Origin of the sequence: Legionella sp. (assembly GCF_047605385.1) — a bacterium.
Classification (GTDB): Bacteria; Pseudomonadota; Gammaproteobacteria; order Legionellales; family Legionellaceae; genus Legionella.
Map to the genome: position 1 here is coordinate 1 of NZ_JASGFU010000043.1, position 22,874 is coordinate 22,874.

Here is a 22,874-nt window from a genome sequence, read left to right on the forward strand (position 1 = left end):
GCTCGCTAATCCGAGCCAGCAACTTCTCAATAATTTCTTCGTAATTTTTCATGAGCTTATTTGATCATAACCACATCATTTTGCAAGCTTTATTTTTAATAATGAAGTCGCTTCGCGACACTATTTAATCCCCTCACCCTTGCTCCCTCTCCCCCACGCTGCGCGCGGTGGAGAGGGGAGGCTGGTGAGCTCAATTAAATACCTGGGGAGTTACATAATTTATAGTAACTGTTCACATAATGGCTAGAACACAAAGTTGGATGTATGTTTATTTTCCGCTTAAGTTTTTTCTTGATATTTGCTCTTATAGGGTTGGTTAGCTTAGAGTTGATAATAAAGACAAAATTTTGCTTGTGGGTTTAGCTAATCCCAATGAGCTTAGTTCCTCTTTAGAAAACCAGTGCCCAGATTGTTCTGCAACCTTATTTCCCAAAGATTTTGTTTTGATACTTTGAGCATTTATTTCTAAAAGAAAATGGCTAAAACGATGTTTAAATGCAATTAATGGTTTGGCTTCATTTCCCTTTAAATCATAATTCGCTTCAATAAACTGAAGAGGGCAGTTGCCTTCTTCAGTACTGGGTAGGCACCATAAACCACCCCATAATCCCGTTGAAGGTCTTTTCTCCAGATAAATCTGGCCTTGTTGATTCAACAAAACCAATAATTGCTGCTGTTGAACTGGAACAGGCTTGCGTATTTTTTTTGTTGGGTATTCATATTGTTCTTGATGTAAAAAAGCTTGGCAATTATTTTGTAAAGGGCAATTTTGGCAAGTAAAGTTTTTAGTAGTACAACAGGTGGCGCCAAGATCCATAATTGCTTGAGTATAATCAGCACATTGCTCATGGGGCATGCAGGTATTGGCTAGTTCCCACAGTTTTTTTTTGATTTGCGCTTGTTCAGGATGCCCTTTAATTCTAAAAAAGCGAGTTAGAACGCGTTTGACGTTACCATCAAGAATAGCCGCATGCTTATTAAACGCTTGCGATACAATTGCTGCTGCAGTGGATTCGCCAATGCCTGGTAATTCATTTAATAGCATAGGCTCATCGGGGAAAATGCTTTGATAGTCACTTACAATGATTTTTGCTGTTTTATGAAGATTGTGCGCGCGACTGTAATAGCCTAAACCAGACCATAAAGACAGTACTTCATCTTCATGAGCATTAGCCAAATCAGTAACACTAGAAAAACGCTCTATAAAGCGTTCAAAATAGGGGATAACAGTTTGTACTTGTGTTTGTTGCAACATAATTTCCGAAACCCAAACACGATAAGGGCTACGTGGTGATTGCCAGGGAAGATTTTTACGCCCATGCTTGGCAAACCAGGAAAGCAAGGGTTTGCTAAATTGTTCTGATAAGTGATCCACGTGAATAACTTCTTGTTTGAATTAGCTAAAATGGTACCTCAAATCAAATATGATTAATACCAGATCATCATGCAAAAAAAAATTAGAATGACTTCGCTAAGTGTGCATTCATAGTCTATCGTAAATAATAGAGGGTGTGTATAGCCTAATTAAATACCTAAAAAAATCTTCTTGCCTGCGAAAAAATGCTTCGCGTGAAGAGATTTTTTTGTGTTGTTTGGAGTGAAAACAAGGAGAGCATGATGCATCAACAATTATACGAAATAGTGATACTAAAACCAACGGCAGTCTTCTTATCATTTCTTGCTGCGCATCTACCTGAGACTAAGTTACCGGAGCTTCGTTTGCTACAAATTGATAATACTGCTTATGTAATTCCTAAATGTAATTCTGATAATGAGACTCTGGATGAAATAGAAAAGCATTTCACTACAATGTTCCGTCATGAAATAAGTCGTTGGTTAGGAGATAGGACGCGCTCTAAAATCGAAACCAGTTATTTTGATTTTCTTTGTTGTTTTAAATTAGAGTTTCATAACCATATTATTTTGCTAGAGTCAGTAATTAAACAGGCTAAACAATTATTATTATTAAAACCACGCATGCCATTACTTAATTGGCTTAAGTCTATGGTGGAAGACGAAGAGGAATTGGCCGATGTGGTTGAACATGTGCAATTAGCTAATTTGCAAGAAAATGCGACGGCTCTTGTAAAAAATTTTTCTAATTTAACCGAAATTAAGCCATTTATACAAGAATATTATTATCCCATTTTTAAAAGCGCAATGTCACGTATTACCAGCCAGGCAACACAATGGCCAAAGATTAATTCTTTACAGGAATTTAAAGAGTATTTTGCTATAGAAATACACACACAATTAATCCATTTGTATCAGTAAGGAGTTAATCATGGTGCCCATGGTTGTAGCACTCATTTGTGCAGCAGTGTTTGGATCTGTAATGGTTATTACGGCGTTTCTAAGGCAAATCATGCTTAGTCGTGACAAAAGGTTAAATGAAGAAGCACACATTCGTGCTTTGAAGCAACAATCAGATGAATTGGCAAGAATACGCATAGAGATGCATGATACGCAAAGATTGCAAGTACATTATCAATTGTTTGGAAAACACGATAAGAAAATTGAAAGTATTAATAAAGATATAGCTGATCTTTTTAGAGAAAAAGAGGCGTTAATGCAGCGCTATAGCGAAGAGTTTATTGATGTTATTAAACAAAACCGGGAAATTTTGGTACAGAGTGAAGCTTCAAATGAGCGTAAAGAGCTTTTTGATAAATTGCGACATGCGATTAATCCTGATTTTACATTTTATGATAAACAGATTGATCTTTTACAACAACAGCGCTTGGCTTTATTAAAAAATAATAAAAAATACGAGAATAGTTTGCTTGCGCAAGAAAAAGCGCGTAATGCTCATTTGGATGAAATATATAGAGTTCATTCGAATACATTAGAAAAAATTTACTTGAGTTACATCAAAGCTGATGAAAGAGTGACAGTAGAAACAATTAAAGCAGGAACAATCTACTTTAAAGATTTGCTTATGGCACCTATTCACTTTTTAACCCAGGTTTTTAGAGGAGGGATTGCTGCGGTAGTGCCAAACATTTCTGTAGTACAAACACGAGTGGAGCATATATCAAGAACAGAGGTAGAGAAAGTTGAGCGTGAACTCAACACACAACAACCTGAAATCAATCACGATAAGTCTGATAAAGAAATTGGATTGTCAGATTCTTCTGACGAAGATAGTGAAGAAGAAGAGATTGATCTACAAACTAATTCTGTTTCATTTACTTTTGCTAGTTAATGCGAATAAGTGGTTTAAAATGATTCTTTTGAGCTAATTAGTGACATTTTTGCTAATGTAGATTACAATCTTGCTCCATTAATTGGAATGTAATAAATTTATTATTTTTCTAGCATGGAGTAATGACAACAATGAAACAACGAAGTTTATGGTTTATTTTATGTTTTGTTTTGGCGTTTCCAGGATACAGCCTCGATGTGAACGTGCTTCTTCCAGATGAACAAAATACGGTAAAAGTATTTCAACAAGCATCGCCCAAAGTGGTTTATGTTCATCGTTTGGCAACAGTAACCAACCATCTTTCATTCAAAAAGATGGAGGTTCCTGATGGTGCAGGCTCTGGAATTATTTGGGATGATAAAGGTCATATTGTCACGAATTATCATGTGATTAAAGACGCTGATAAAATTGCAATTTCTTTAGGAAATATGACTATACCTGCTAAGGTAGTCGGTACTGAACCACGTAAAGATATTGCGGTATTGAAGATTAATTCTACTCATGCTTTAAATATGTTGAAATCATTTAAACCCTTTGAAGTAGTGCATCTTACTGATTTGATGGTAGGGCAAAAGGCAATCGCAATTGGTAATCCCTATGGTTTAGATCACAGCCTATCTAAAGGGGTTATTTCTGCTTTAGGCCGACAAGTGCCAGGAATTGGCGGTGTGACTATTCGCAATATGATTCAAACCGATACGCCAATTAATCCAGGTAATTCAGGGGGACCCTTACTTAATAGTGCTGGGCAGTTGATTGGTTTGAATACGATGATTTATTCCCGTTCAGGTGCTTCTGCGGGTGTTGGTTTTGCCGTGCCTGCTGATGATATTCAACGTATTGCGTCACAAATTATTCAACATGGCCGTGTTATATTATCTGGCATTGGTGTACATAGCATTGCCCCTAATATTGCTCAAAAGCTAGGAGTACATAAAGGGGTGTTAATTGCTGATGTATTGCCTGATACCCCCGCCTCAAAATTGAATTTACGTCCAACGCATCGTGATGCATGGGGACGAATTGTACTTGGCGATGTGATTGTTGCACTTAATGGTCGTGCAGTTGATGATTATGATGCCTTATATAATCAATTGACTGATATAAAGGTAGGTGAAAAAATTACACTTTCTATTCAACGTGGTAATAGAAAAATTGATCTCGCAATGAAAACAATTGATATTGCTTCAGCATAAATCATATTGGCTTAATTTTATTATTTTCGCGAAGACGGAAATCCATTTCTGTATGAGTATTGGACCTACATGGAAATGAGTCCCCATCTGTGTGGGGACGACAATAATATAAAACAAGGGAGAATAAGGATGCTACTTGACAAAAATGAATCAATTTTATTATTAATTGATGTTCAAGAAAAATTAGTTCCTGCCGTTTTAGATAGTAAATCATTCATTGCAAATTGCGAATGGATGCTGCGTTTAGCTAAAAAAATGGAAGTGCCAATTTTAGTTAGTGAGCAATATCGCAAAGGTTTAGGCACTACTGTTTCATCATTAAGTTCTTATATTCATCAGCAAGAGTGTATTGATAAAGTAGCTTTCTCCTGCATGAGTGATGCAACTTATGTTCAGCATCTCCAGAAATTTCATAAAAAACACGCTGTTCTTATTGGCATTGAAGCTCATGTTTGTGTGTTGCAAACAGCTTTAGAATTAAAACAACAAGGCTATGACGTTTTTGTGGTTGTGAATGCTATAAGCAGTCGTGGGCAACTCAATTTAAAATATGGATTAAAGCGCATGCAACAAGCAGGAGTTCATTTAGTAACTACTGAAATGGTTTTTTTTGAGTGGTTACGAGTTGCAGGAACTTCTGAGTTCAAAGAATTAAGTAAGGAATTTTTATAATTACGGAGAGCCATAGTGAATTTCAAGAATCAAATTGCATTAATTACTGGTGGTGCATCAGGAATGGGAAAAGCTTGCGCTCAATATTTACAACAACAAGGAATGCGCGTTGTCGTTTGGGATAAACAGGTTGATGAAGGTAGTGAGGTGGATTTAGCGATTGGCTGTGATGTGACTAGTGATGAAGCGGTTGAGAAAGCCATGGAAAAAACCATTACAGTGGTAGGTACGCCACGAGTTTGCATTAATTGTGCGGGGATTGCTCCTGCTAAGCGGATTGTTGGCAAAGAAGGAGCCATGCCTTTAAGCGCGTTTAAAGAAGTGATTGAGGTGAATCTTCTTGGTACTTTTAATGTGATGCGTATGGCAGCGTATGCGATGTCTACTTTGGAATTAGAGCCGCACTCTCAGGAGCGAGGGGTTATTATTAATACGGCCTCTGTTGCTGCTTTTGAAGGTCAGGTAGGGCAGGCTGCGTACAGTGCTTCTAAAGGAGGTGTTGTGGCAATGACATTACCTGCTGCACGTGAATTAGCACAATTTGCCATTCGAGTGAATACGATTGCACCAGGACTTATCGCGACTCCTTTGTTGCTTAATATGCCTCAAGAAGTACAGGATAATCTAATTTCGACAATGACTTTCCCTAAGCGCTTTGGTAAACCTGAAGAGTTTGCGATTTTGGTGGCACATATTATTGAGAATGGCATGATGAATGGTGAAGTGATTCGATTAGATGGTGCATTACGCATGCAATAGATTGACTCTTTGATTGTTTAGTTTGTAAAAGGCCAGTCCCTATTAGGGAACGGCCATCTTTGGCACGTTTTTCATTCAACCTGTGCTCAAATATAACCGTTCAGCCAAGATTCACCATCCCCCGTGACCTCTTACTTTAGTTTTGTTTCAGAGTTCTAGGCTCGCAGCAGATTAAGCCTCTCCGCGATCTGTTTTATCACTATCTGAAGACAAAGTGCCATGAGCATTATATATATTAATCGCACTTGCTTTATTTCCTGATAGAGCATTGACTAACTCTTGACGAATATACCGATTATGCGCAATTACTTGGCCATTGACTGAGTTTAATTCAAAGCAAGTAGCTAAAACTTCTGCAAGTTTTTTGTGTAAGTTTGTAACTTGAGTGCTTTCGGTTGGGGAATAGTCCTCAAGAAACTCGTTCAAACGAACGCTCGTGTGTTGATTATTATCGGTTTTATTAATAATTTGCATACGTACTTTAGCACTGTTTTCAATTTTTTGGGCTAAATCTTGTTTTTGACTGGCACAATCTTCTAGTTTTTGATTAAACTGACGCGTTTCCAATAAAGTTTTTTCTTCAGCCAATAAGACATTAAGCGACTCGACCCATTTAATTTCCTCTTGTAAACGGTCGCACAATCCTTTAATTTTATCGTTACTCATTTGCTACTACCCTGAATAATTAACTTATTTCTTCGTTATTTAACATCATAGCAGCAATTTTGTCACTATCAATTTTATAATTACCTAATTGAATTTCTGCTTTAAAATACAAAACACGCGCTTCATTTACTTCAGGTATATTTTCCAGTGACTTTTTGATTACTTCTAATTGTTTTGAAGTATTGCTGATACTCACGCTATCATCAAATGAAGTGATGCCTTCAGATAAAATTTTATTGATTTCAAGTTGCTTATTTTGCAAACGATTATCTGTGTCTATAGGTTTTATATGATTGGAATCACTAATTTGATTAAACATAAATTTATCCTCAGTCACGTTTAAGTGTATGTTAATACTGATGACCTATAGTTTACTAAAAAATTGCATCAGTAAAATCATTATCGGCATCAAGAAAAAAATCTTTAGTAAAATTTTAAAATTTTTGTTAAAAAACAACAGTTACTTTCTTTTGACCAGCAACTTGGGCATCAATTATTTTTTTTGATGAAATATTTTTCACTTTGATGGTTTCACCTATAGCTCCTTCGGTAACAGCAATACCATCCATACTTACCGTTAAATTATTATTTGAAGTAATAATCGCTATTTTTTCGCCTTTGTGAATAATTTTGGCTAATTCTATATTATGTGGTGTAAATGGTGCATTAATCGCAACGTTTTGTTTGCAAACACGCCCTATTAAATTATCAATATCATCAAAGTAGCCATGTTTTAATTTATGAACATCGATTTCTGCCTGATAAAGATCGCTATTACCAATCTGCTCTCCTTTCATCAGAGAACGACTTGCAACGTATACTGTTTTTAAAATGGTAATACGGATGGGTACATATAACGACCAGTGATTGTCTCGCTCCATACATTTAATACCGAGAGCACTTGTATTTAATATAGGAGTCTGGTAAGGATTAAATACGACTAATTTATGATCTGCGCACGCTTTAAAACTTAGACGGGAATCAATTTTATCTGCAAAGACATGGATCGTTCCTTCTTTATAAGAGGAAAGCTCATTAAGAGCGAACTGTTTGATCTTGTCTGTTAATTCTTCAGGTGATTGTGTTTCTTCTGCTGCCAACCCTGTGCTTGCAAAAAATAGTAAAACACTTAGTATGCTTTTTTTCACAACAAATATCCCTTTATAATTTTAGCGGATCATACCGCAAATAATTTAGTAATTTAAGGAGTTTCGCATATGATGCGGTATTTTATTATTTTGCTCTTCATTGTTTTGTCTACTGTGAGTCTTATCACAAAGGCGAATAGCCATCATCCACAAGATTTTTTATATTCAATCAGTGGCGCTAAAAATGAAGGAGAACAGATCTACGTTCATTTTTGTGTAAATTGCCATGCGCTAAAACCATTAATTTCCCTGGGGGCTCCGCGAATAAGAGAGAGAGCTGATTGGCAAGTGCGTTTAAAACAAGGAATGAGCGTTTTATTTAAGCATACTGATGAGGGTTTGGGTACTATGCCGCCGCGTGGCGGATGTTTTGAATGTACGGATAAACAGCTGTTATTGGCTATTAAATATATGCTCCCAAAAAAACAAAAACATTAATAAAATGAACTGATTATTCATAAAAAGAATAAAAAGATAAAAATATTTACAAAAAAGACTAAACTTATTCAGAAATCTCCCGATAAATAGAGAAAAAAGAGGGAGAAAAAAATGAAAAAAACATTACTTTTGGTTCCTGTTTGTGCCTTAGCTGCATCATGCTCAACCATGGATAGAGGCGTGCCAATTGTTGATGACGCAGGTTACACTCATTACACTAAAAGTATGAGCAGTGACCATCGTGGTGCCCTTGCTTTTCCCATGAAAAGAGCTGCTACTGGTAATAAGGTAATTGTATTTGATCCTAAAGCTACTGCTTGGGCTGCCTATGATAGAGAAGGAAATCGTATTAAAACCGGTAGTGCTTCAGGTGGTAAAGATTTCTGTGAAGATATAGGAAGAGGATGTCGTACAGTTACTGGTACTTATAAGATTTATTCTAAGAAAGGTGAAGACTGTACTTCAAGCCTTTACCCGGTTGAGACTCATGGTGGCGCAAGAATGCCTTACTGTATGCATTTCAGTGGTGGTTATTCAATCCATGCTGCTTATGAAGTACCTAACTATAACGCAAGTCATGGTTGTATTCGGGTATTACCCAGTGCTGCAAAATGGTTGAATCATGATTTTGCTGATATTGGCACCACTGTAGTTGTTAAACCTTATTAAGTAAATTAATTAATTAAAAAAATATGCTACATCTCCACTCATGCCTCGCTTAGCGGGGCTTTTTTTCTTAATGATTATTGATAATTAATTCATCACAATTTACTATCATCATTTTCTCCAGACAAAAATTAAATTATGATTCTTTGCATTGATGTAGGTAACTCTCATATATATGGTGGTGTATTTGATGACGATGAAATTAAGCTGCGTTTTCGTCATACTTCTCAAGTCAGCACTTCTGATGAATTAGGTATTTTTTTAAAGAGTGTCTTACGTGAAAATAGTTGTTCTCCTGAAGCCATCACTAAGATTGGGATTTGTTCTGTAGTTCCACAGTTAGATTATTCCCTGCGTTCTGCATGTGTAAAATATTTTTCTATTGATCCTTTTTTATTACAAGCAGGGGTGAAAACCGGATTAAATATTAAGTATAGGAATCCAGTTGAGGTGGGAGCTGATCGTATTGCCAATGCGATTGCGGCAACACAAACTTACCCTAATCAAAATATTATGGTAATTGATTTTGGAACTGCAACCACTTTTTGTGTGATTAATGCTCAGAAAGCGTATTTAGGTGGTGCAATCTTACCAGGAGTACGTTTGTCTGTAGATGCTTTATCCAAGAATACAGCTAAGCTTCCTGCCGTTGAAATTATCAAAATTGAAAATGCAATAGGACGTTCAACAATTGAGAGCATACAGTCTGGGGTTTATTACGGTGTTTTAGGGGCTTGTCGTGAATTAATTCATAGAATAAATCAGGAAGCTTTTAGTTCTCAAAAAGCTTTAGTTTTGGCAACTGGCGGTTTTGCTTCTTTATTTGATAAGCAAGATTTATATGATCATTTAGTTCCGGATTTAGTACTTCAAGGCATACGTTTAGCTGCGTTAATGAATTCTTAGTGTGCATTTTCTTTTTTAATTTACATACAGCATTTGATTTCGTTCTCTGTTGTATCCAAAACTGTAGATCTACGCGCGATAGTGCTTAGGTTTTATGATAATGATATCTTTTTATTCTACAAGATCTTTTATCGATCAACAGATTATTTCATTTAAAAAATTACAATTAATTTGTGCAAAAAGTGGGGTTTTCGCTTGACGGGTGTAGAAATGTGTTTCTATAGTGTATAAAAGTGGAGTAAAATAATTAAAAAGTGGAGATTTGTGGGGGAGTATTCCTTCACATGAGAAAAAATTATGTTTCGCGGAATTAATGCCATCACCATAGACACTAAAGGACGCTTAGCAATTCCTACGCGTTATCGTTCTGCTCTGGGTGCTGAGGAAAAAATTCCTTTGGTAATCACCATTGATACCGAAGAAACCTGTTTGCTTCTCTATACCGTGGCTCAATGGCAAATCATTGAAGATAATTTACAAAAATTACCCAGTTTTAATGCTGCTGCACGCAGAATACAACGGTTATTAATTGGTCATGCCACAGATGTTGAAGTGGATGCTAATGGACGTGTGTTATTACCAACGGTGTTAAGAAATTATGCCAAATTGGAAAAAGATGTAGTGATGATTGGCCAAGGAAATAAATTTGAGGTTTGGAGTAAGGAAATCTGGGAATCCCGACGTGAAGAATGGCTAGCTGAAGAAAACTCTGGTGATTCTGGATTACCCGATGAAATGAAAACGTTTTCTTTGTAAATGGTACTAAATATGGTGATGCATCAGTCTGTGTTACTTGACGAGTCAATAAAAAGTCTGGCCATAAAAGGTGGTGGTATCTACTTTGATGGTACTTTTGGGCGCGGTGGTCACAGCCGTGAAATTTTAAATCATTTAGATGCAGATGGCCGTTTGTACGCAATAGATAAGGACTTGGAAGCAATCACTTATGCAAAAGAGTGTTTTAGCCAGGATAAACGATTTCATATTTTTCATGGCTCTTTTGCACGAATCGCTGAATTTGCTAAAGAAGCGGGAGTATTTGGCAAAGTTGATGGAATACTATTGGATTTGGGTGTCTCTTCGCCACAATTGGATAATCCAGATCGCGGATTTAGCTTTATGCAGCAAGGTCCTTTAGACATGCGCATGGATTCATCACAGCCCTTAAGTGCTGCTGAATTTGTGAACCATGCCCAAGCAGAGGAAATGGCTGCAATTTTTAGATTGTATGGTGAAGAACGTTTTGCTGGGCGTATTGCTCGTGCCATTATAGCTGCGCGAAAAGGAGCTCCAATTACAACTACTTTGCAATTAGCAGAAATTGTAAAAGAAGCAAATCCCAAATGGGAAAAACATAAACATCCAGCGACGCGAGTGTTTCAGGCGATTCGCATTCATGTGAATCAAGAATTAAATGATTTAAATAGTTGTTTGGAACAATGTATTAATGTTCTGGCTCCAGGAGGAAGATTAGCAATCATCAGTTTTCATTCTCTTGAAGATCGTATTGTAAAGCAATTTATGCGTGATAAGGAACAGGGAGAAAAATTACCTTTAGAAATACCAGTTCGTTATGAAGAGTTAAAGTCAAATTTTAAAAGAGTGGGTAAAGCAATAATGCCGCAGGCAAAAGAAGTAAAAGAAAATGTAAGAGCTCGAAGCGCTGTATTAAGAATCGGGGAGAAACTAACATGAATGCTGCAGCTAAAGTAATTAATCAAGGAACTTTATTCAATGGTCAATTGGCAGATATGCACATGTCCAAGTCATTATACATGTTAATTATACTATTAGTTGCTGTATTGGTGAGTGCATTGGCTGTTGTATATAGCACCAACTCCTATCGCTCCACGTTTAGCCAGGTAGAGCAACAAGAGCAACAAACCCATTATTTGCAATTGCAATGGGGGCAATTATTGTTGGAGCAGGCTAGTTTGGCAACTCCTGCCCGTGTTGAAGAATTGGCTCAAGATAAATTGAATATGGTTTTACCAAATCCTAAAAATACTTTTTGGTTACAAGGGAAAAAATAAGCAGTTTTCTTTCAAATAAATAAGGTCTTAAGTGGAGTATGGGGGAGACACTGTCATTAGGTTAAGGAATAATATGACTGATTGCCTACGTTGCGCGACGTAGGTAGTAAAAAATGGGTAAATTAAAGACATTATATGCAAATTATCAGGTCAGAGATATATGATTATTACTATAGTTTGAGTAGTTAACTATGAATAAATCACGTCATTTAGCTAGATTGATTGCTGTTGCGGTATTTTTTATTTTACTGCTGCTCATATTAATTTGGCGTATGATTGACTTAACTGTATTGCATCGGCAATTTTTGCAGGGGCAAGGTAATGCACGTAGCTTACGTACGGTGGATATTCCTGCTTATCGTGGCATGATTACTGATCGTAATGGTGCTCCACTAGCAATTAGTACTCCTGTTGAATCTGTTTGGGTTAATCCCAAAGAATTCTCTCCTGATAAAGAACAATTTATGTCTTTGGCAGATTATCTGCATGTAACTCCAAAGCAGTTAAGTAGAAAAATTGTGAATGCACAAAATGAAAATCGTGAATTTGTTTATTTGCAAAGACAATTACCGCCTGCTTTGTCAAAAAAAATTGAAGCACTAAAAATTCCTGGAGTTAATTTTCAAAAAGAATTTAAGCGTTATTATCCAGATTCAGACAGTATTTCTCAGCTTTTGGGATTTACTAATGTAGATGATCAAGGGCTTGAAGGAATTGAGTTAGCTTACCAGGATTGGTTAAAAGGTGTGGTGGGTAAAAAGCGAGTCATTAAAGATCGATTAGGACGAATTATTGAGGAATTAAATGTCGTCAAAGATCCAAGGCCTGGTCGTGATTTAATATTAAGCATTGACCGACGTTTGCAGTATTTAGCTTATAGCGAATTAGGAAAAACCGTTGAAGAATTTGCCGCAAAATCAGGTTCTGCTGTTGTAATTGATGTAGAAACGGGAGAGATTTTAGCAATCGCTAACGTACCTTCATATAATCCTAACTCACGTGGCCGTTACGATAAAGATACCTATCGGAATAAGGCAGTGACTGATACTTTTGAGCCAGGTTCGGTAATTAAAACGTTTAGTATTGCCAGTGCATTGGAAACAGGCTTATTCACACCTTCCACTATAATTGATACCAATCCGAGTTGGATGATTGTGCATGGTCATACCGTGCGCGATATTCATAATTATGGCATTTTGGATGTTACTGGTGTATTGCAGCATTCAAGTAATGTGGGAGTAACCAAAATGGTGCTTGTTAGCCCTCCAGAACAATTGATTAATTTATTACAACGCTGTGGTTTTGGCCAACGTACAGAAAGTGCTTATCCTGGAGAAAGTGAAGGTAACATCGTTAAAGTTAAAGATGCAAATCCTTTCGTTTTAGCAACACTTGGTTTTGGTTACGGATTGTCAGTTACAGCATTACAATTGGCAAAAGCCAATATGATTTTTGCTAATGAAGGGCGTTTAATTCCAATTACTTTAATTCATAATGATCCGCCTGCAAAGGGTATACAAGTAATTAAACCGGAAACTGCCAGACAAGTTTTAGCGATGATGGAAGCGGTATTAGGAAAAGATGGTACCGGAAAAGCGGCGCGGGTACCAGGTTATCGTGTTGCAGGTAAAACAGGTACAGCAAGAGTAGCCGGTAAGGATGGTTATAAAGATCGCAAATATACAGCAAGTTTCATTGGCATTGCGCCTGTATCCAAACCTAAATTTGTAGTGGTTGTGATTATCCATGAACCTTCACAAAAAGGTTATTATGCAGCTGCTGTAGCGGCTCCTTTGTTTGCAAAAATTATGACAGGTGCTTTGCGATTGTTTAATATACCAACAGATGAAGTAATCAGTTAATTCAATATCCTGGAACCAAGCAATGAAACTAAAGCAATTATTAAACGATTGGATGCAAGAAGAAGCTATGGATTGCACCATTAGTGGTATCCAAAATGACAGCCGTCAAGTGCTCGCAGGGGATTTATTCGTTGCTTATCCTGGGGCTGTAACCGATGGTCGTCTATTCATTAATAATGCTTTGACTGCAGGCGCCATAGCGGTGGCTTATGAGCCTAAAAATTTTCCACAAGATGGTGTCTTACCAAAGAATATACCTTGTATTCCAGTTCCTGATTTGGCAATAAAATTAGCGGAGATAGCTAAAGAGTTCTATGGTAATCCAGGGCGTTATTTAAATATCATAGGGGTTACTGGTACCAATGGTAAAACAACGATTGCTTATCAATTAGCCCAAGCGCATTATTTACTTGGGCAACAGGCGGCGTATATAGGTACTATTGGTCAAGGTAAAGTCGATGCTTTAATTCTTTTGGATAACACCACTCCAGATGCGTTGTACTTGCAGAAATTGCTGCATCATTACCACGAAGAGGGGATAAAGCAAGTGTGTTTAGAGGTATCTTCACATGCATTATGCCAGCATCGTGTGGATGCTATCGAATTTAATCAAGCAATTTTTACCAATTTGACTTTAGATCATTTAGATTTCCATCACACTATGGAAAATTATGCAGCAGCTAAGGCACTTTTATTTGCGCGTGAATCTTTGCAATGGGTGATCATTAACCATGATGATGAATACCAGCAATTTATGAGTGTTGGAATAAAACCACATGTGAAAAAAATCACTTATGGTATTCATCAGCCTTGTGATGTAAGAGCAGTGAATTGGCATATGGACATTAACGGTACAGAAATTGAAGTACATTCTCCTTGGGGACAGCATTATTTGCATATTAATGCTTTGGGGGCATTTAATATTTACAATAGTTTGGCGGTATTTAGTAGTTTGATGGTCAGTGGTTATGATGCAGATAAAGTAGTGGCTGTGATGTCACGATTAAAAGCCGCCCCTGGGCGTTTGGAAATTGTAGCCAGTGCTCCTTATGTATTAGTTGATTATGCCCATACACCAGATGCTTTGGAAAATGCCTTGCTTACTTTGCAGCAAATTAAAAAAGGTCGTTTATGGGTGGTATTTGGTTGTGGTGGTGATCGCGATAGAACCAAACGCCCAGTGATGGGAAAAATTGCCAGTCTTAATGCAGATCAGATTGTGATTACTAGTGATAATCCCCGTACTGAAGATCCGCAGACAATTATTGATGAAATTGTGCAAGGTATTGATTCAGATCGTATCGTACAATTAGTCAAGCGCGAAGAAGCCATTGCTTATGCACTAAAAGAGGCAAATGAAGACGATATTATTCTCATCGCAGGTAAAGGGCATGAAGCGTATCAGCAAATTGGCACAGTAAAGCAGGCCTATTCTGATCAGGAAGTGGTGCGAAAATTAAAAAATAACTAAGGTCTCAGCATAATTTGTATATAAATAATACTATTTTAATGAAATTTAGTAAAACAGAAGATTAAGTAACTTTCACTTTGAGCATTTTTTGATATCATAATCCTGTTTTGTACTACTATAGGTGATTTATGTTTGATTTTTTAAATTAAAAAATAATAACAGAGAAGCGATAAAAGTTGGAGTTCAAGGTGCTTCTATTGGTTTAGTATATTCTATGAGTCAGATTTTAGATTTAGATTCTTCTTCTGGACAGATAGGTAGCTTAGGCTTATTAGTAGGTGTAATTGCCCTTAATTTATATCTACAATATACGTTGCCTCGATCAGAAAAAATATATAAAGGATCTCAACCAGGTATGAACGGTGAAAATAATGGGTTTTATTTGGTCGAAGATAATTCCATAAAATTTGGTAGGTAAACGTTTCACTTATCTGTTGGGCCTTGGCCCAACCTACAAATTATTTTATCAGTGAAATCGCCCTATAAATAGAACTAAGATTTTACTTTCTTAGTGCTTTACACAGAATGCTATAGTAATTGTGCTACGCAATTAAGTTTTAAATTAACCATTTTGATTCTATAAATTCTAAACAAGTTAAGATATTAAAAAAAATGTGATTTTTTTATTGACCTAAGTGCGCTGCATTAGTATCATGTGCGCACTGTCCTCGGGGACGGGTAGTCGGGGTGTAGCGCAGTCTGGTAGCGCGCCTGCTTTGGGAGCAGGATGTCGGGAGTTCGAATCTCTCCACCCCGACCAAGTTATGCGCCCGTAGCTCATCTGGATAGAGCATCGGCCTTCTAAGCCGAGGGTAGCAGGTTCGAATCCTGCCGGGCGTGCCAGCCCTTAAAATATCCTTAGGCGATTCTTTAAGCAATAAAGATTTTATGGTGAGCGTAGCTCAGTTGGTAGAGCCCCGGGTTGTGATCCCGGTTGTCGTGGGTTCGAGTCCCATCGTTCACCCCATGTATTGTTGAGGTCAGGTTTATCGCTAAAGATTCACTCTTGAGTCTTTACAAGACCGAATTACTGATTGATAATCCAACCTGATTGCGAAAGTGGCGGAATTGGTAGACGCACTGGATTTAGGTTCCAGCGGGGCAACCCGTGAGAGTTCGAGTCTCTCCTTTCGCACCATTTCATTATACATTCCAAGAGGTGAATTAATGCAAGTTTCTGTTGAGACCCTAAAAGGTTTGGAACGTAAGGTGACAGTATCTGTACCTACAGCGAAAATTGAGAAAGAGGTGGACTTGCGCCTCAACGATTTGGCTCCAAAAGTTATAGTAGATGGTTTCCGTCGTGGAAAAGTTCCTAGGAACATCGTCATTAGCCGTTATTCTGATGGTGTTCGTGCTGAAGTTGCCAGAGAGCTCATGGAGTCTACTCTTTTTCAAGCACTACAAGAAAAAGAATTAGTGCCTGCAGGGTATCCTTATATTGAGCCTGAACAAATCCAAAAAGGCAAAGATTTAATATATACTGCTACTTTTGAAGTAATGCCAGTATTTGAAATAGTTGAATTAAATCAAGCAACTGTTGAATTAGTTAAGTCCGAAGTCACGGACAAAGATGTTAAAGAAATGCTGGAAAAATTACGTGAACAAAATAAGGAATGGCATGATGCATCGCGTGCAGTCGAAAAAGGCGATAAATTAATTATCGATTTCGAAGGTTTCTTAAATGATAAGCCATTTGAAGGCGGTCGCGCTGAAGGTCATGAATTAATCATTGGTTCTGGCAGCATGATTCCTGGATTTGAGGATGGAATTATCGGTGCGAAGAAAGATACCCAGTTTGATATTAAAGTTACTTTTCCAGAAGATTATGGTCATAGCGAGCTTGCTGGCAAAGAAACTGTTTTTAAAATTACTGTTCGCAACATTATGGAAGGTAAATTGCCTGAGCTTGATGATGCTTTTGCAGAAAAATTTAACATCAAAGAAGGTGGAATTGAGGCTCTGAGCAAAGACATCAAAAAGAACATGATTCGTGAGTTAGATCGTCGTGTTGGTATGATGAATCGAGAGAAATTGTTTGATGCATTAATGGAAGTAAACAAAGTTGATCTCCCATTAGTTTTAATTGACAGAGAAGTTGAACATTTAAAACATGATATGTACCATCGTCTATTTGGTCATGAGCATCATGAGAATGAGAAAATCCCTGATTTTCCACGTGAATTGTTTGAAGAACAAGCGAAACGTCGCGTCCATCTTGGTTTACTGTTCTCGGAATATGTTAAGAAGCATCAAATTGTTGCTGATCAAGATAGAGTCAATGCAATGATTGAGAAGTTTGCTGATGCTTACGAAAATCCTGATGAATTACGTGCTTGGTACAAGGGCAGTAAAGAGCATATGGCTGAAATCGAAGCATTAGTCATGGAAGAGATGGTTGCAGATAAAATTGCTACAGATGCGAAGATTAAGCAGAAGGCATCTGACTACGATTCAATCATGAATCCAAAACAAGAAAAAGTTGAAAAGCAAAGCAAAGCGAAAAAAGCAGAAAAAGTTGATAAAGAAAAAGGAGAGTAATTCGATGCCAGGATATTCAGATAATATCATTCGCAATGCCAGTGGATTAGTACCAATGGTCATTGAACAAACGTCACGTGGTGAGCGTTCGTATGACATTTATTCAAGATTATTGAAAGAGCGTATTATCTTTCTATTGGGTGAAGTTGAAGATCATATGGCTAATTTAGTGGTTGCTCAATTGCTGTTTCTTGAATCTGAAAACCCTGAGAAAGACATTTCTCTCTATATTAACTCACCCGGAGGTGTAGTAACTGCTGGTATGGCTATTTATGATACCATGCAGTTTATCAAACCTCATGTAAGTACTTTGTGTATAGGTCAAGCAGCAAGCGCTGCTGCTTTATTGCTTTGTGCTGGTGAGCAAGGCAAGAGATTTTGTTTGCCAAATTCACGAGTTATGATTCATCAACCCTTAGGTGGATACAGAGGTCAGGCAACTGATATCGAAATTCATGCGCGCGAAACCTTGGCAGTAAGAGAACGCCTAAACAGCATCATGGCTAAGCATACCAAGAAAACTCCTGAGCAAATTATGCTTGATACGGAGCGTGATAATTTTATGAGTGCTACACAAGCAGCTGAATACGGCCTTATCGACAAAGTAATTTACGATAGAGAAGTAGTGAGTAATGCAGTTGAATAATTCATGTTTTGCCCATACATATGCACTATGAAAGACCTCCAAATTATGACATTTGATTCATGTCCTGATTTAGGAGGTTTTTCCCTATGCTAAGATTAATTAATAGCATATTAATTAATCTTATTTGTATTGGCATATCTTTTCTGATTGACTAAAATTTTACATGTATTACTACTTGTAGTAATAGCTGTAAGAAGGGGTTGCATATGAGTAAATCCAGTAATGGAAGTGGCGATAAAGTTCTTTATTGTTCTTTTTGTGGTAAAAGCCAACATGAAGTTAAGAAATTGATAGCTGGACCTTCTGTATTCGTTTGTGATGAATGCGTTGAATTATGTAATGACATTATTCGCGAAGAAACACACGAAGCACAAGAAGAGGTTGAGGTTCGTTTACCTTCACCAAAAGAAATTTCAAAATTCCTGGATGAATATGTCATTGGCCAACCACATGCTAAAAAAGTGTTATCGGTAGCAGTATATAATCACTATAAGCGCTTACAACATAAAAGTGATGATGGGGTGGAACTAGGAAAAAGTAATATTTTACTTATTGGGCCAACTGGTAGTGGTAAAACTCTTTTAGCACAAACCTTGGCTCGTATTTTGAATGTACCTTTTGCTATGGCTGATGCTACAACTTTGACTGAAGCAGGTTATGTCGGTGAGGATGTTGAAAACATTATTCAAAAATTATTACAAAAATGCGATTATGATGTAGATAAGGCTCAGCAAGGCATTGTTTATATTGATGAAATAGATAAAATTTCACGCAAATCTGATAATCCTTCAATTACTCGGGATGTCTCGGGCGAAGGAGTACAACAGGCTTTACTAAAATTAATTGAAGGCACTGTTGCTTCTGTTCCGCCACAAGGTGGACGTAAACATCCACAACAAGAGTTTTTGCAAGTAGATACTTCAAACATATTGTTTATTTGTGGCGGGGCTTTTGCTGGTCTGGATAAAGTCATTCGTGAGCGAAGTGACAAATCAGGGATTGGTTTCTCTGCTCAGTTGAAGGATAAAAAAGATAGTCGTGAAGAATTATCTAAAGTCATGAGTGAGTTAGAGTCTAATGATTTGATTAAGTTTGGTTTAATTCCTGAATTTGTCGGTAGATTACCTGTGGTTGCAACGCTGCAAGAACTTGACGAATCTGCACTAATTGACATCTTGACCAACCCCAAAAATGCATTAACTAAACAATTCCAATCACTTTTCAAAATGGAAAATGTGGAGCTTGAATTTAGAGAAGAAGCGCTTGTCGCGATCGCTAAAAAAGCTTTAGAACGCAAAATGGGAGCGAGAGGATTACGCGCCATACTTGAAAATATTCTTTTAGACACCATGTATGAATTACCTTCGCTTGAAGGGGTAAATAAAGTAGTGATTGATGAAAATGCAGTGAATAATTCATCTAAGCCTATACTTATTTATGAACATGAGATGAAAAGTGCGGCAGGTAGTCAAGAATAGATAATAGCTATTCACCATAGTATCCCTGTGCCTTTATCATACTATTGGTTCAGAGCTTAATCTATGGTGAATAGGTATTTATTCCCAAAAATTAAAATTCTTTTACAAGTAGTTTGATTAAAGTACTTAGTCCTTATTCTGGTGAAACTTGCGTTTCAATTTTCTATTAGCTTTCTGTTTTGTTCATTTCAATAATTACCGTATACTCAGTTAATGAAATGAAAATTGTTGTAAAATTATAACCACAGGTTTTGTTTAAATAAGGGTACATTATGTCTATTGAAAATAAATTGACACCTGACGAGACTGAAAAAGTGTCCATGATTCCAGTATTACCATTGAGAGATGTAGTAGTGTACCCTCACATGGTTATTCCTCTTTTTGTTGGCCGCGGAAAATCAATTAAGGCCCTTGAAGCGGCCATGGTTGATAGCAAACAAATTTTCTTAGTGGCTCAGAAAAAATCTTCCAATGATGATCCTTCAGCCGATGATATTTATAAAGTAGGTACGCTATCAAGCGTTCTACAATTATTAAAGTTACCTGACGGAACGGTAAAAGTATTGGTTGAAGGTGAGCAACGTGCGAAAGCTAAAGAATATTCTCAAGAAAAAGGATACTTAGAAGCTTCTCTGGATGTCATGGATGAGGTCAATGCTGCGATACAAGAACCAGAAGTGAGTATTTTAATGCGCTCTTTGATGTCTCAATTTGAGCAATACATTAAATTAAATAAAAAAATACCGCCTGAGGTGTTATCGCCACTCGCCGGAATTGAAGAACCTGGTAGATTAGCTGATACTATTGCTGCACATTTAACGTTAAAAGTTGAAGACAAGCAAGAATTACTTGAAACCTTAGATGTAGGAACCCGTCTTGAACGTTTAATGTCTGCTATTGAAACAGAAATAGATTTATTGCATGTCGAAAAGCGTGTAAGAGGTCGTGTTAAGCGACAAATGGAAAAAAGTCAGCGTGAATATTACCTTAATGAGCAAATGAAGGCCATTCAAAAAGAATTAGGTGAATTAGGCGAAGAAGGTAACGAAATCGAACAACTCGAAAAATCAATTGAGAAAGCAGGCATGCCTAAAGATGCTAAAGAAAAGGCGATGTCTGAGTTACATAAATTAAAAATGATGTCACCTATGTCTGCTGAGGCGACAGTGATTCGTAATTATCTTGATTGGATGCTCTTGGTTCCTTGGAAAAAGAAGAGCAAAATTCAGTTTGATTTGCTAAAAGCTGAGAAGCTATTAGATAAAGAGCATCATGGACTTGAGCGCGTTAAAGAGCGTATTATCGAATATTTAGCAGTGCAACAACGAGTTAAGCGCTTAAAAGGTCCCATTTTATGCTTGGTTGGACCTCCAGGAGTAGGTAAAACTTCTTTGGGGCAATCCATTGCTAATGCTACAGGCCGTACTTTTATACGCATTGCCTTAGGCGGAGTGCGTGATGAAGCAGAAATTCGTGGCCATAGACGAACTTATATTGGTTCTATGCCAGGAAAAATTATTCAAAAATTATGTAAGGCCGGAGTTAAAAACCCACTGATCATGCTTGATGAGGTTGATAAAATGGCCATGGATTTTCGTGGTGATCCAGCATCAGCATTGCTTGAAGTATTAGATCCCGAACAAAATCATACGTTTAGCGATCATTATTTAGAGATAGATTATGATTTGAGCGATGTCATGTTTATTGCAACAGCAAACTCCTTAGAAATTCCAGCACCGTTATTAGATAGGATGGAGGTGATTCGTCTTGCAGGTTATACCGAAGATGAAAAAATCAGTATTGCTGAACAGTATCTAGTACCCAAACAAATCAGCTTAAATGGCTTAAATAATGATGAAATTAGCATCAGTGAAGGAGCTATTCGGGAAATTATCCGCCATTACACTCGTGAGGCTGGGGTACGTAATCTGGAGCGTGATATTGCTAGTGTATGTAGAAAGGTGGTGAAAGAGATTCTTTCTAGCAAGAAAAGCAAGAAAATAAATATCAGCATCAATAATATTGAAAAATATTTAGGTGTGAAGAAATTTAGATATGGTTTAGCGGAAGAATTTGATCAAATTGGGCAAGTTACGGGTTTGGCATGGACTAGTGTAGGAGGGGAATTATTGACAATTGAGGCTTCAATGATGTCTGGTAAGGGTAAAGTAACTCATACAGGGCAATTAGGTGAGGTCATGCAAGAATCAATACATGCCGCAATGACAGTTGTCCGTAGTCGTGCTAAGAAATTGGGGCTTCCCGATGATTTTTACGATAAAAATGAGTTCCACGTGCATGTTCCCGAAGGTGCAACGCCTAAAGATGGACCAAGTGCCGGGATTGGAATGTGTACAGTTTTGGTTTCCGTAGCAACGCAGATACCAGTTAAAGCAGATGTCGCAATGACGGGGGAAATTACATTACGTGGGCAAGTATTGCCAATCGGAGGTTTAAAAGAAAAATTATTGGCCGCTCATCGCGGAGGTATTAAGCATGTAATCATCCCTGAAGAGAATGTAAAAGATTTAGAAGAGATACCCGATAACGTGTTGAGAAAGATTGCTGTACACCCTGTGAAGACTATTGATCAGGTTTTAGAGTTGGCTTTACAAAGCACTCCTTGGATAAATCGATCAGATAATGTTCAATCTGCTGCTTTAGCGAGTAAAAGATCGAAAAAAACTAAAAATAATGATTTACATACCCATTAATTAAAGGTATATTTCTTCCCGTAGCCCGCTACTGGCGGGCACTTCATGGACGTAACTACTTGACTGGTTAATTTGATTGAGTTTGAGTTAGATTAACTTAAAGTATGGAAGATTAACTGTATAGGGGAAGCAATGAATAAAAGCGAATTAGTTGATGCTATAGCAAGTGGTTCTGGTTTAACTAAAGCTGATGCAAGCAGAGTACTTGAGACATTTACAAGTACTGTTACTGATGCATTGAGAAGTGGAGATCAAGTGGTAATACCTGGTTTTGGTTCGTTCTCTACAGGTAATCGTTCGGCTCGCACCGGTAGAAATCCACAAACTGGTAAAGTTATCCAGATTAAAGCATCACGAGTTGCTAAATTTAAAGCAGGTAAGAACCTGAAGGAAGCAGTACAAGAAGCTTAAGATTTTTGGGTGCTTAGCTCAGCTGGGAGAGCATCGCCCTTACAAGGCGAGGGTCGTAGGTT

General features: G+C 37.4%; 23 protein-coding genes and 4 tRNA genes. 23 read left to right on the plus strand and 4 right to left on the minus strand.

Translation table 11 applies throughout. The annotated features are described in order from the left end of the window. Positions 1 to 316: 316 nt before the first annotated feature. Positions 317 to 1,381, minus strand: a complete 1,065-nt coding sequence (gene mutY / locus QM652_RS10095) for an A/G-specific adenine glycosylase (protein WP_415075435.1) — start codon at positions 1,379 to 1,381, stop codon at positions 317 to 319. Between the two features lie 236 nt (positions 1,382 to 1,617). On the opposite strand from mutY, the gene QM652_RS10100 reads away from it, so the two are divergent. From QM652_RS10100 to QM652_RS10120, 5 genes are all read left to right on the plus strand, one after another. Then, positions 1,618 to 2,274, plus strand: coding sequence for a hypothetical protein (locus QM652_RS10100; protein WP_415075437.1), 657 nt, complete (start codon positions 1,618 to 1,620; stop codon positions 2,272 to 2,274). A 10-nt stretch (positions 2,275 to 2,284) separates the two neighbouring features. Further along, positions 2,285 to 3,205 carry a hypothetical protein gene (locus QM652_RS10105; RefSeq protein ID WP_415075395.1) on the plus strand — a complete coding sequence of 307 codons (921 nt, stop codon included), beginning with the start codon at positions 2,285 to 2,287 and terminating at the stop codon, positions 3,203 to 3,205. Positions 3,206 to 3,336: 131 nt separating this feature from the next. Continuing rightward, positions 3,337 to 4,401 carry a S1C family serine protease gene (locus tag QM652_RS10110; protein WP_415075397.1) on the plus strand — a complete coding sequence of 355 codons (1,065 nt, stop codon included), beginning with the start codon at positions 3,337 to 3,339 and terminating at the stop codon, positions 4,399 to 4,401. Positions 4,402 to 4,530: 129 nt separating this feature from the next. After that, positions 4,531 to 5,073 (plus strand): hydrolase, encoded by a 543-nt coding sequence (locus QM652_RS10115; RefSeq protein WP_415075399.1) that lies wholly within the window; start codon positions 4,531 to 4,533, stop codon positions 5,071 to 5,073. A 15-nt stretch (positions 5,074 to 5,088) separates the two neighbouring features. Then, entirely contained in the window at positions 5,089 to 5,832 is a 744-nt protein-coding gene (locus QM652_RS10120) for an SDR family NAD(P)-dependent oxidoreductase (protein ID WP_415075401.1), read from the plus strand. A 171-nt stretch (positions 5,833 to 6,003) separates the two neighbouring features. Here the strand turns inward: QM652_RS10120 and flgN are convergent, their stop codons facing one another. From flgN to flgA, 3 genes are all read right to left on the minus strand, one after another. Further along, positions 6,004 to 6,498, minus strand: coding sequence for a flagellar export chaperone FlgN (flgN, locus tag QM652_RS10125; protein WP_415075403.1), 495 nt, complete (start codon positions 6,496 to 6,498; stop codon positions 6,004 to 6,006). Positions 6,499 to 6,517: 19 nt separating this feature from the next. Then, positions 6,518 to 6,817 carry a flagellar biosynthesis anti-sigma factor FlgM gene (gene flgM, locus QM652_RS10130; RefSeq protein ID WP_415075405.1) on the minus strand — a complete coding sequence of 100 codons (300 nt, stop codon included), beginning with the start codon at positions 6,815 to 6,817 and terminating at the stop codon, positions 6,518 to 6,520. 127 nt (positions 6,818 to 6,944) lie between these two features. Beyond that, complete coding sequence (gene flgA / locus QM652_RS10135) at positions 6,945 to 7,646, minus strand: flagellar basal body P-ring formation chaperone FlgA (RefSeq protein WP_415075407.1); 702 nt, start codon at positions 7,644 to 7,646, stop codon at positions 6,945 to 6,947. 72 nt (positions 7,647 to 7,718) lie between these two features. Here flgA and QM652_RS10140 point away from each other — a divergent pair, with 72 nt between their 5' ends. The 18 genes from QM652_RS10140 (at position 7,719) to QM652_RS10225 (ending at position 22,812) form a co-directional block, all read left to right on the plus strand. Beyond that, the gene (locus tag QM652_RS10140; protein WP_415075439.1) at positions 7,719 to 8,084 is read left to right on the plus strand and encodes a c-type cytochrome; all 366 of its coding nucleotides are present in this window, start codon (positions 7,719 to 7,721) and stop codon (positions 8,082 to 8,084) included. Between the two features lie 111 nt (positions 8,085 to 8,195). Continuing rightward, positions 8,196 to 8,753, plus strand: coding sequence for a L,D-transpeptidase (locus QM652_RS10145; protein WP_415075409.1), 558 nt, complete (start codon positions 8,196 to 8,198; stop codon positions 8,751 to 8,753). A gap of 135 nt (positions 8,754 to 8,888) precedes the next feature. After that, positions 8,889 to 9,656 carry a type III pantothenate kinase gene (locus QM652_RS10150; RefSeq protein ID WP_415075411.1) on the plus strand — a complete coding sequence of 256 codons (768 nt, stop codon included), beginning with the start codon at positions 8,889 to 8,891 and terminating at the stop codon, positions 9,654 to 9,656. A gap of 297 nt (positions 9,657 to 9,953) precedes the next feature. Beyond that, a complete protein-coding gene (gene mraZ, locus QM652_RS10155) occupies positions 9,954 to 10,412 on the plus strand; it encodes a division/cell wall cluster transcriptional repressor MraZ (RefSeq protein WP_415075413.1) in 459 nt (152 codons plus the stop codon). A gap of 12 nt (positions 10,413 to 10,424) precedes the next feature. Continuing rightward, on the plus strand, positions 10,425 to 11,351 hold the full coding sequence (gene rsmH, locus QM652_RS10160; protein WP_415075415.1) for a 16S rRNA (cytosine(1402)-N(4))-methyltransferase RsmH: 927 nt from the start codon (positions 10,425 to 10,427) through the stop codon (positions 11,349 to 11,351). Further along, positions 11,348 to 11,689: a cell division protein FtsL gene (gene ftsL / locus QM652_RS10165; protein ID WP_415075417.1), complete on the plus strand. Its 342-nt coding sequence runs from the start codon at positions 11,348 to 11,350 to the stop codon at positions 11,687 to 11,689. Before rsmH ends, ftsL begins: the two co-directional genes overlap by 4 nt. Before the next feature lie 191 nt (positions 11,690 to 11,880). Then, complete coding sequence (locus QM652_RS10170; RefSeq protein WP_415075419.1) at positions 11,881 to 13,551, plus strand: peptidoglycan D,D-transpeptidase FtsI family protein; 1,671 nt, start codon at positions 11,881 to 11,883, stop codon at positions 13,549 to 13,551. Positions 13,552 to 13,573: 22 nt separating this feature from the next. Further along, positions 13,574 to 15,022 (plus strand): UDP-N-acetylmuramoyl-L-alanyl-D-glutamate--2,6-diaminopimelate ligase, encoded by a 1,449-nt coding sequence (locus tag QM652_RS10175; RefSeq protein WP_415075421.1) that lies wholly within the window; start codon positions 13,574 to 13,576, stop codon positions 15,020 to 15,022. A 214-nt stretch (positions 15,023 to 15,236) separates the two neighbouring features. Continuing rightward, positions 15,237 to 15,440: a hypothetical protein gene (locus QM652_RS10180; protein WP_415075423.1), complete on the plus strand. Its 204-nt coding sequence runs from the start codon at positions 15,237 to 15,239 to the stop codon at positions 15,438 to 15,440. Between the two features lie 265 nt (positions 15,441 to 15,705). Further along, positions 15,706 to 15,782: transfer RNA gene (locus QM652_RS10185), tRNA-Pro, on the plus strand. A gap of 6 nt (positions 15,783 to 15,788) precedes the next feature. Beyond that, a tRNA-Arg gene (locus QM652_RS10190) sits at positions 15,789 to 15,865 on the plus strand. Positions 15,866 to 15,913: 48 nt separating this feature from the next. Further along, positions 15,914 to 15,989, plus strand: a tRNA-His gene (locus QM652_RS10195). Between the two features lie 86 nt (positions 15,990 to 16,075). Continuing rightward, positions 16,076 to 16,160: transfer RNA gene (locus QM652_RS10200), tRNA-Leu, on the plus strand. 29 nt (positions 16,161 to 16,189) lie between these two features. Continuing rightward, entirely contained in the window at positions 16,190 to 17,563 is a 1,374-nt protein-coding gene (gene tig / locus QM652_RS10205) for a trigger factor (protein WP_415075425.1), read from the plus strand. 4 nt (positions 17,564 to 17,567) lie between these two features. Then, the gene (clpP, locus tag QM652_RS10210) at positions 17,568 to 18,209 is read left to right on the plus strand and encodes an ATP-dependent Clp endopeptidase proteolytic subunit ClpP (RefSeq protein WP_415075427.1); all 642 of its coding nucleotides are present in this window, start codon (positions 17,568 to 17,570) and stop codon (positions 18,207 to 18,209) included. A gap of 206 nt (positions 18,210 to 18,415) precedes the next feature. After that, positions 18,416 to 19,687 carry an ATP-dependent Clp protease ATP-binding subunit ClpX gene (gene clpX / locus QM652_RS10215; RefSeq protein ID WP_415075429.1) on the plus strand — a complete coding sequence of 424 codons (1,272 nt, stop codon included), beginning with the start codon at positions 18,416 to 18,418 and terminating at the stop codon, positions 19,685 to 19,687. A 272-nt stretch (positions 19,688 to 19,959) separates the two neighbouring features. Next, entirely contained in the window at positions 19,960 to 22,401 is a 2,442-nt protein-coding gene (lon, locus tag QM652_RS10220; RefSeq protein WP_415075431.1) for an endopeptidase La, read from the plus strand. A gap of 132 nt (positions 22,402 to 22,533) precedes the next feature. Next, positions 22,534 to 22,812 (plus strand): HU family DNA-binding protein, encoded by a 279-nt coding sequence (locus QM652_RS10225; RefSeq protein WP_415075433.1) that lies wholly within the window; start codon positions 22,534 to 22,536, stop codon positions 22,810 to 22,812. The last annotated feature ends 62 nt before the right edge of the window (positions 22,813 to 22,874 follow it).

Coding starts and splice junctions, on each gene's coding strand:
- QM652_RS10100 (WP_415075437.1), top strand. CDS start 1,618: ATGCATCAACAATTATACGAAATAGTGATACTAAAACCAACGGCAGTC.
- QM652_RS10105 (WP_415075395.1), top strand. CDS start 2,285: ATGGTGCCCATGGTTGTAGCACTCATTTGTGCAGCAGTGTTTGGATCT.
- QM652_RS10110 (WP_415075397.1), top strand. CDS start 3,337: ATGAAACAACGAAGTTTATGGTTTATTTTATGTTTTGTTTTGGCGTTT.
- QM652_RS10115 (WP_415075399.1), top strand. CDS start 4,531: ATGCTACTTGACAAAAATGAATCAATTTTATTATTAATTGATGTTCAA.
- flgN (WP_415075403.1), bottom strand. CDS start 6,498: ATGAGTAACGATAAAATTAAAGGATTGTGCGACCGTTTACAAGAGGAA.
- flgM (WP_415075405.1), bottom strand. CDS start 6,817: ATGTTTAATCAAATTAGTGATTCCAATCATATAAAACCTATAGACACA.
- QM652_RS10140 (WP_415075439.1), top strand. CDS start 7,719: ATGCGGTATTTTATTATTTTGCTCTTCATTGTTTTGTCTACTGTGAGT.
- QM652_RS10145 (WP_415075409.1), top strand. CDS start 8,196: ATGAAAAAAACATTACTTTTGGTTCCTGTTTGTGCCTTAGCTGCATCA.
- QM652_RS10150 (WP_415075411.1), top strand. CDS start 8,889: ATGATTCTTTGCATTGATGTAGGTAACTCTCATATATATGGTGGTGTA.
- mraZ (WP_415075413.1), top strand. CDS start 9,954: ATGTTTCGCGGAATTAATGCCATCACCATAGACACTAAAGGACGCTTA.
- rsmH (WP_415075415.1), top strand. CDS start 10,425: ATGGTGATGCATCAGTCTGTGTTACTTGACGAGTCAATAAAAAGTCTG.
- ftsL (WP_415075417.1), top strand. CDS start 11,348: ATGAATGCTGCAGCTAAAGTAATTAATCAAGGAACTTTATTCAATGGT.
- QM652_RS10170 (WP_415075419.1), top strand. CDS start 11,881: ATGAATAAATCACGTCATTTAGCTAGATTGATTGCTGTTGCGGTATTT.
- QM652_RS10175 (WP_415075421.1), top strand. CDS start 13,574: ATGAAACTAAAGCAATTATTAAACGATTGGATGCAAGAAGAAGCTATG.
- QM652_RS10180 (WP_415075423.1), top strand. CDS start 15,237: ATGAGTCAGATTTTAGATTTAGATTCTTCTTCTGGACAGATAGGTAGC.
- tig (WP_415075425.1), top strand. CDS start 16,190: ATGCAAGTTTCTGTTGAGACCCTAAAAGGTTTGGAACGTAAGGTGACA.
- clpP (WP_415075427.1), top strand. CDS start 17,568: ATGCCAGGATATTCAGATAATATCATTCGCAATGCCAGTGGATTAGTA.
- clpX (WP_415075429.1), top strand. CDS start 18,416: ATGAGTAAATCCAGTAATGGAAGTGGCGATAAAGTTCTTTATTGTTCT.
- lon (WP_415075431.1), top strand. CDS start 19,960: ATGTCTATTGAAAATAAATTGACACCTGACGAGACTGAAAAAGTGTCC.
- QM652_RS10225 (WP_415075433.1), top strand. CDS start 22,534: ATGAATAAAAGCGAATTAGTTGATGCTATAGCAAGTGGTTCTGGTTTA.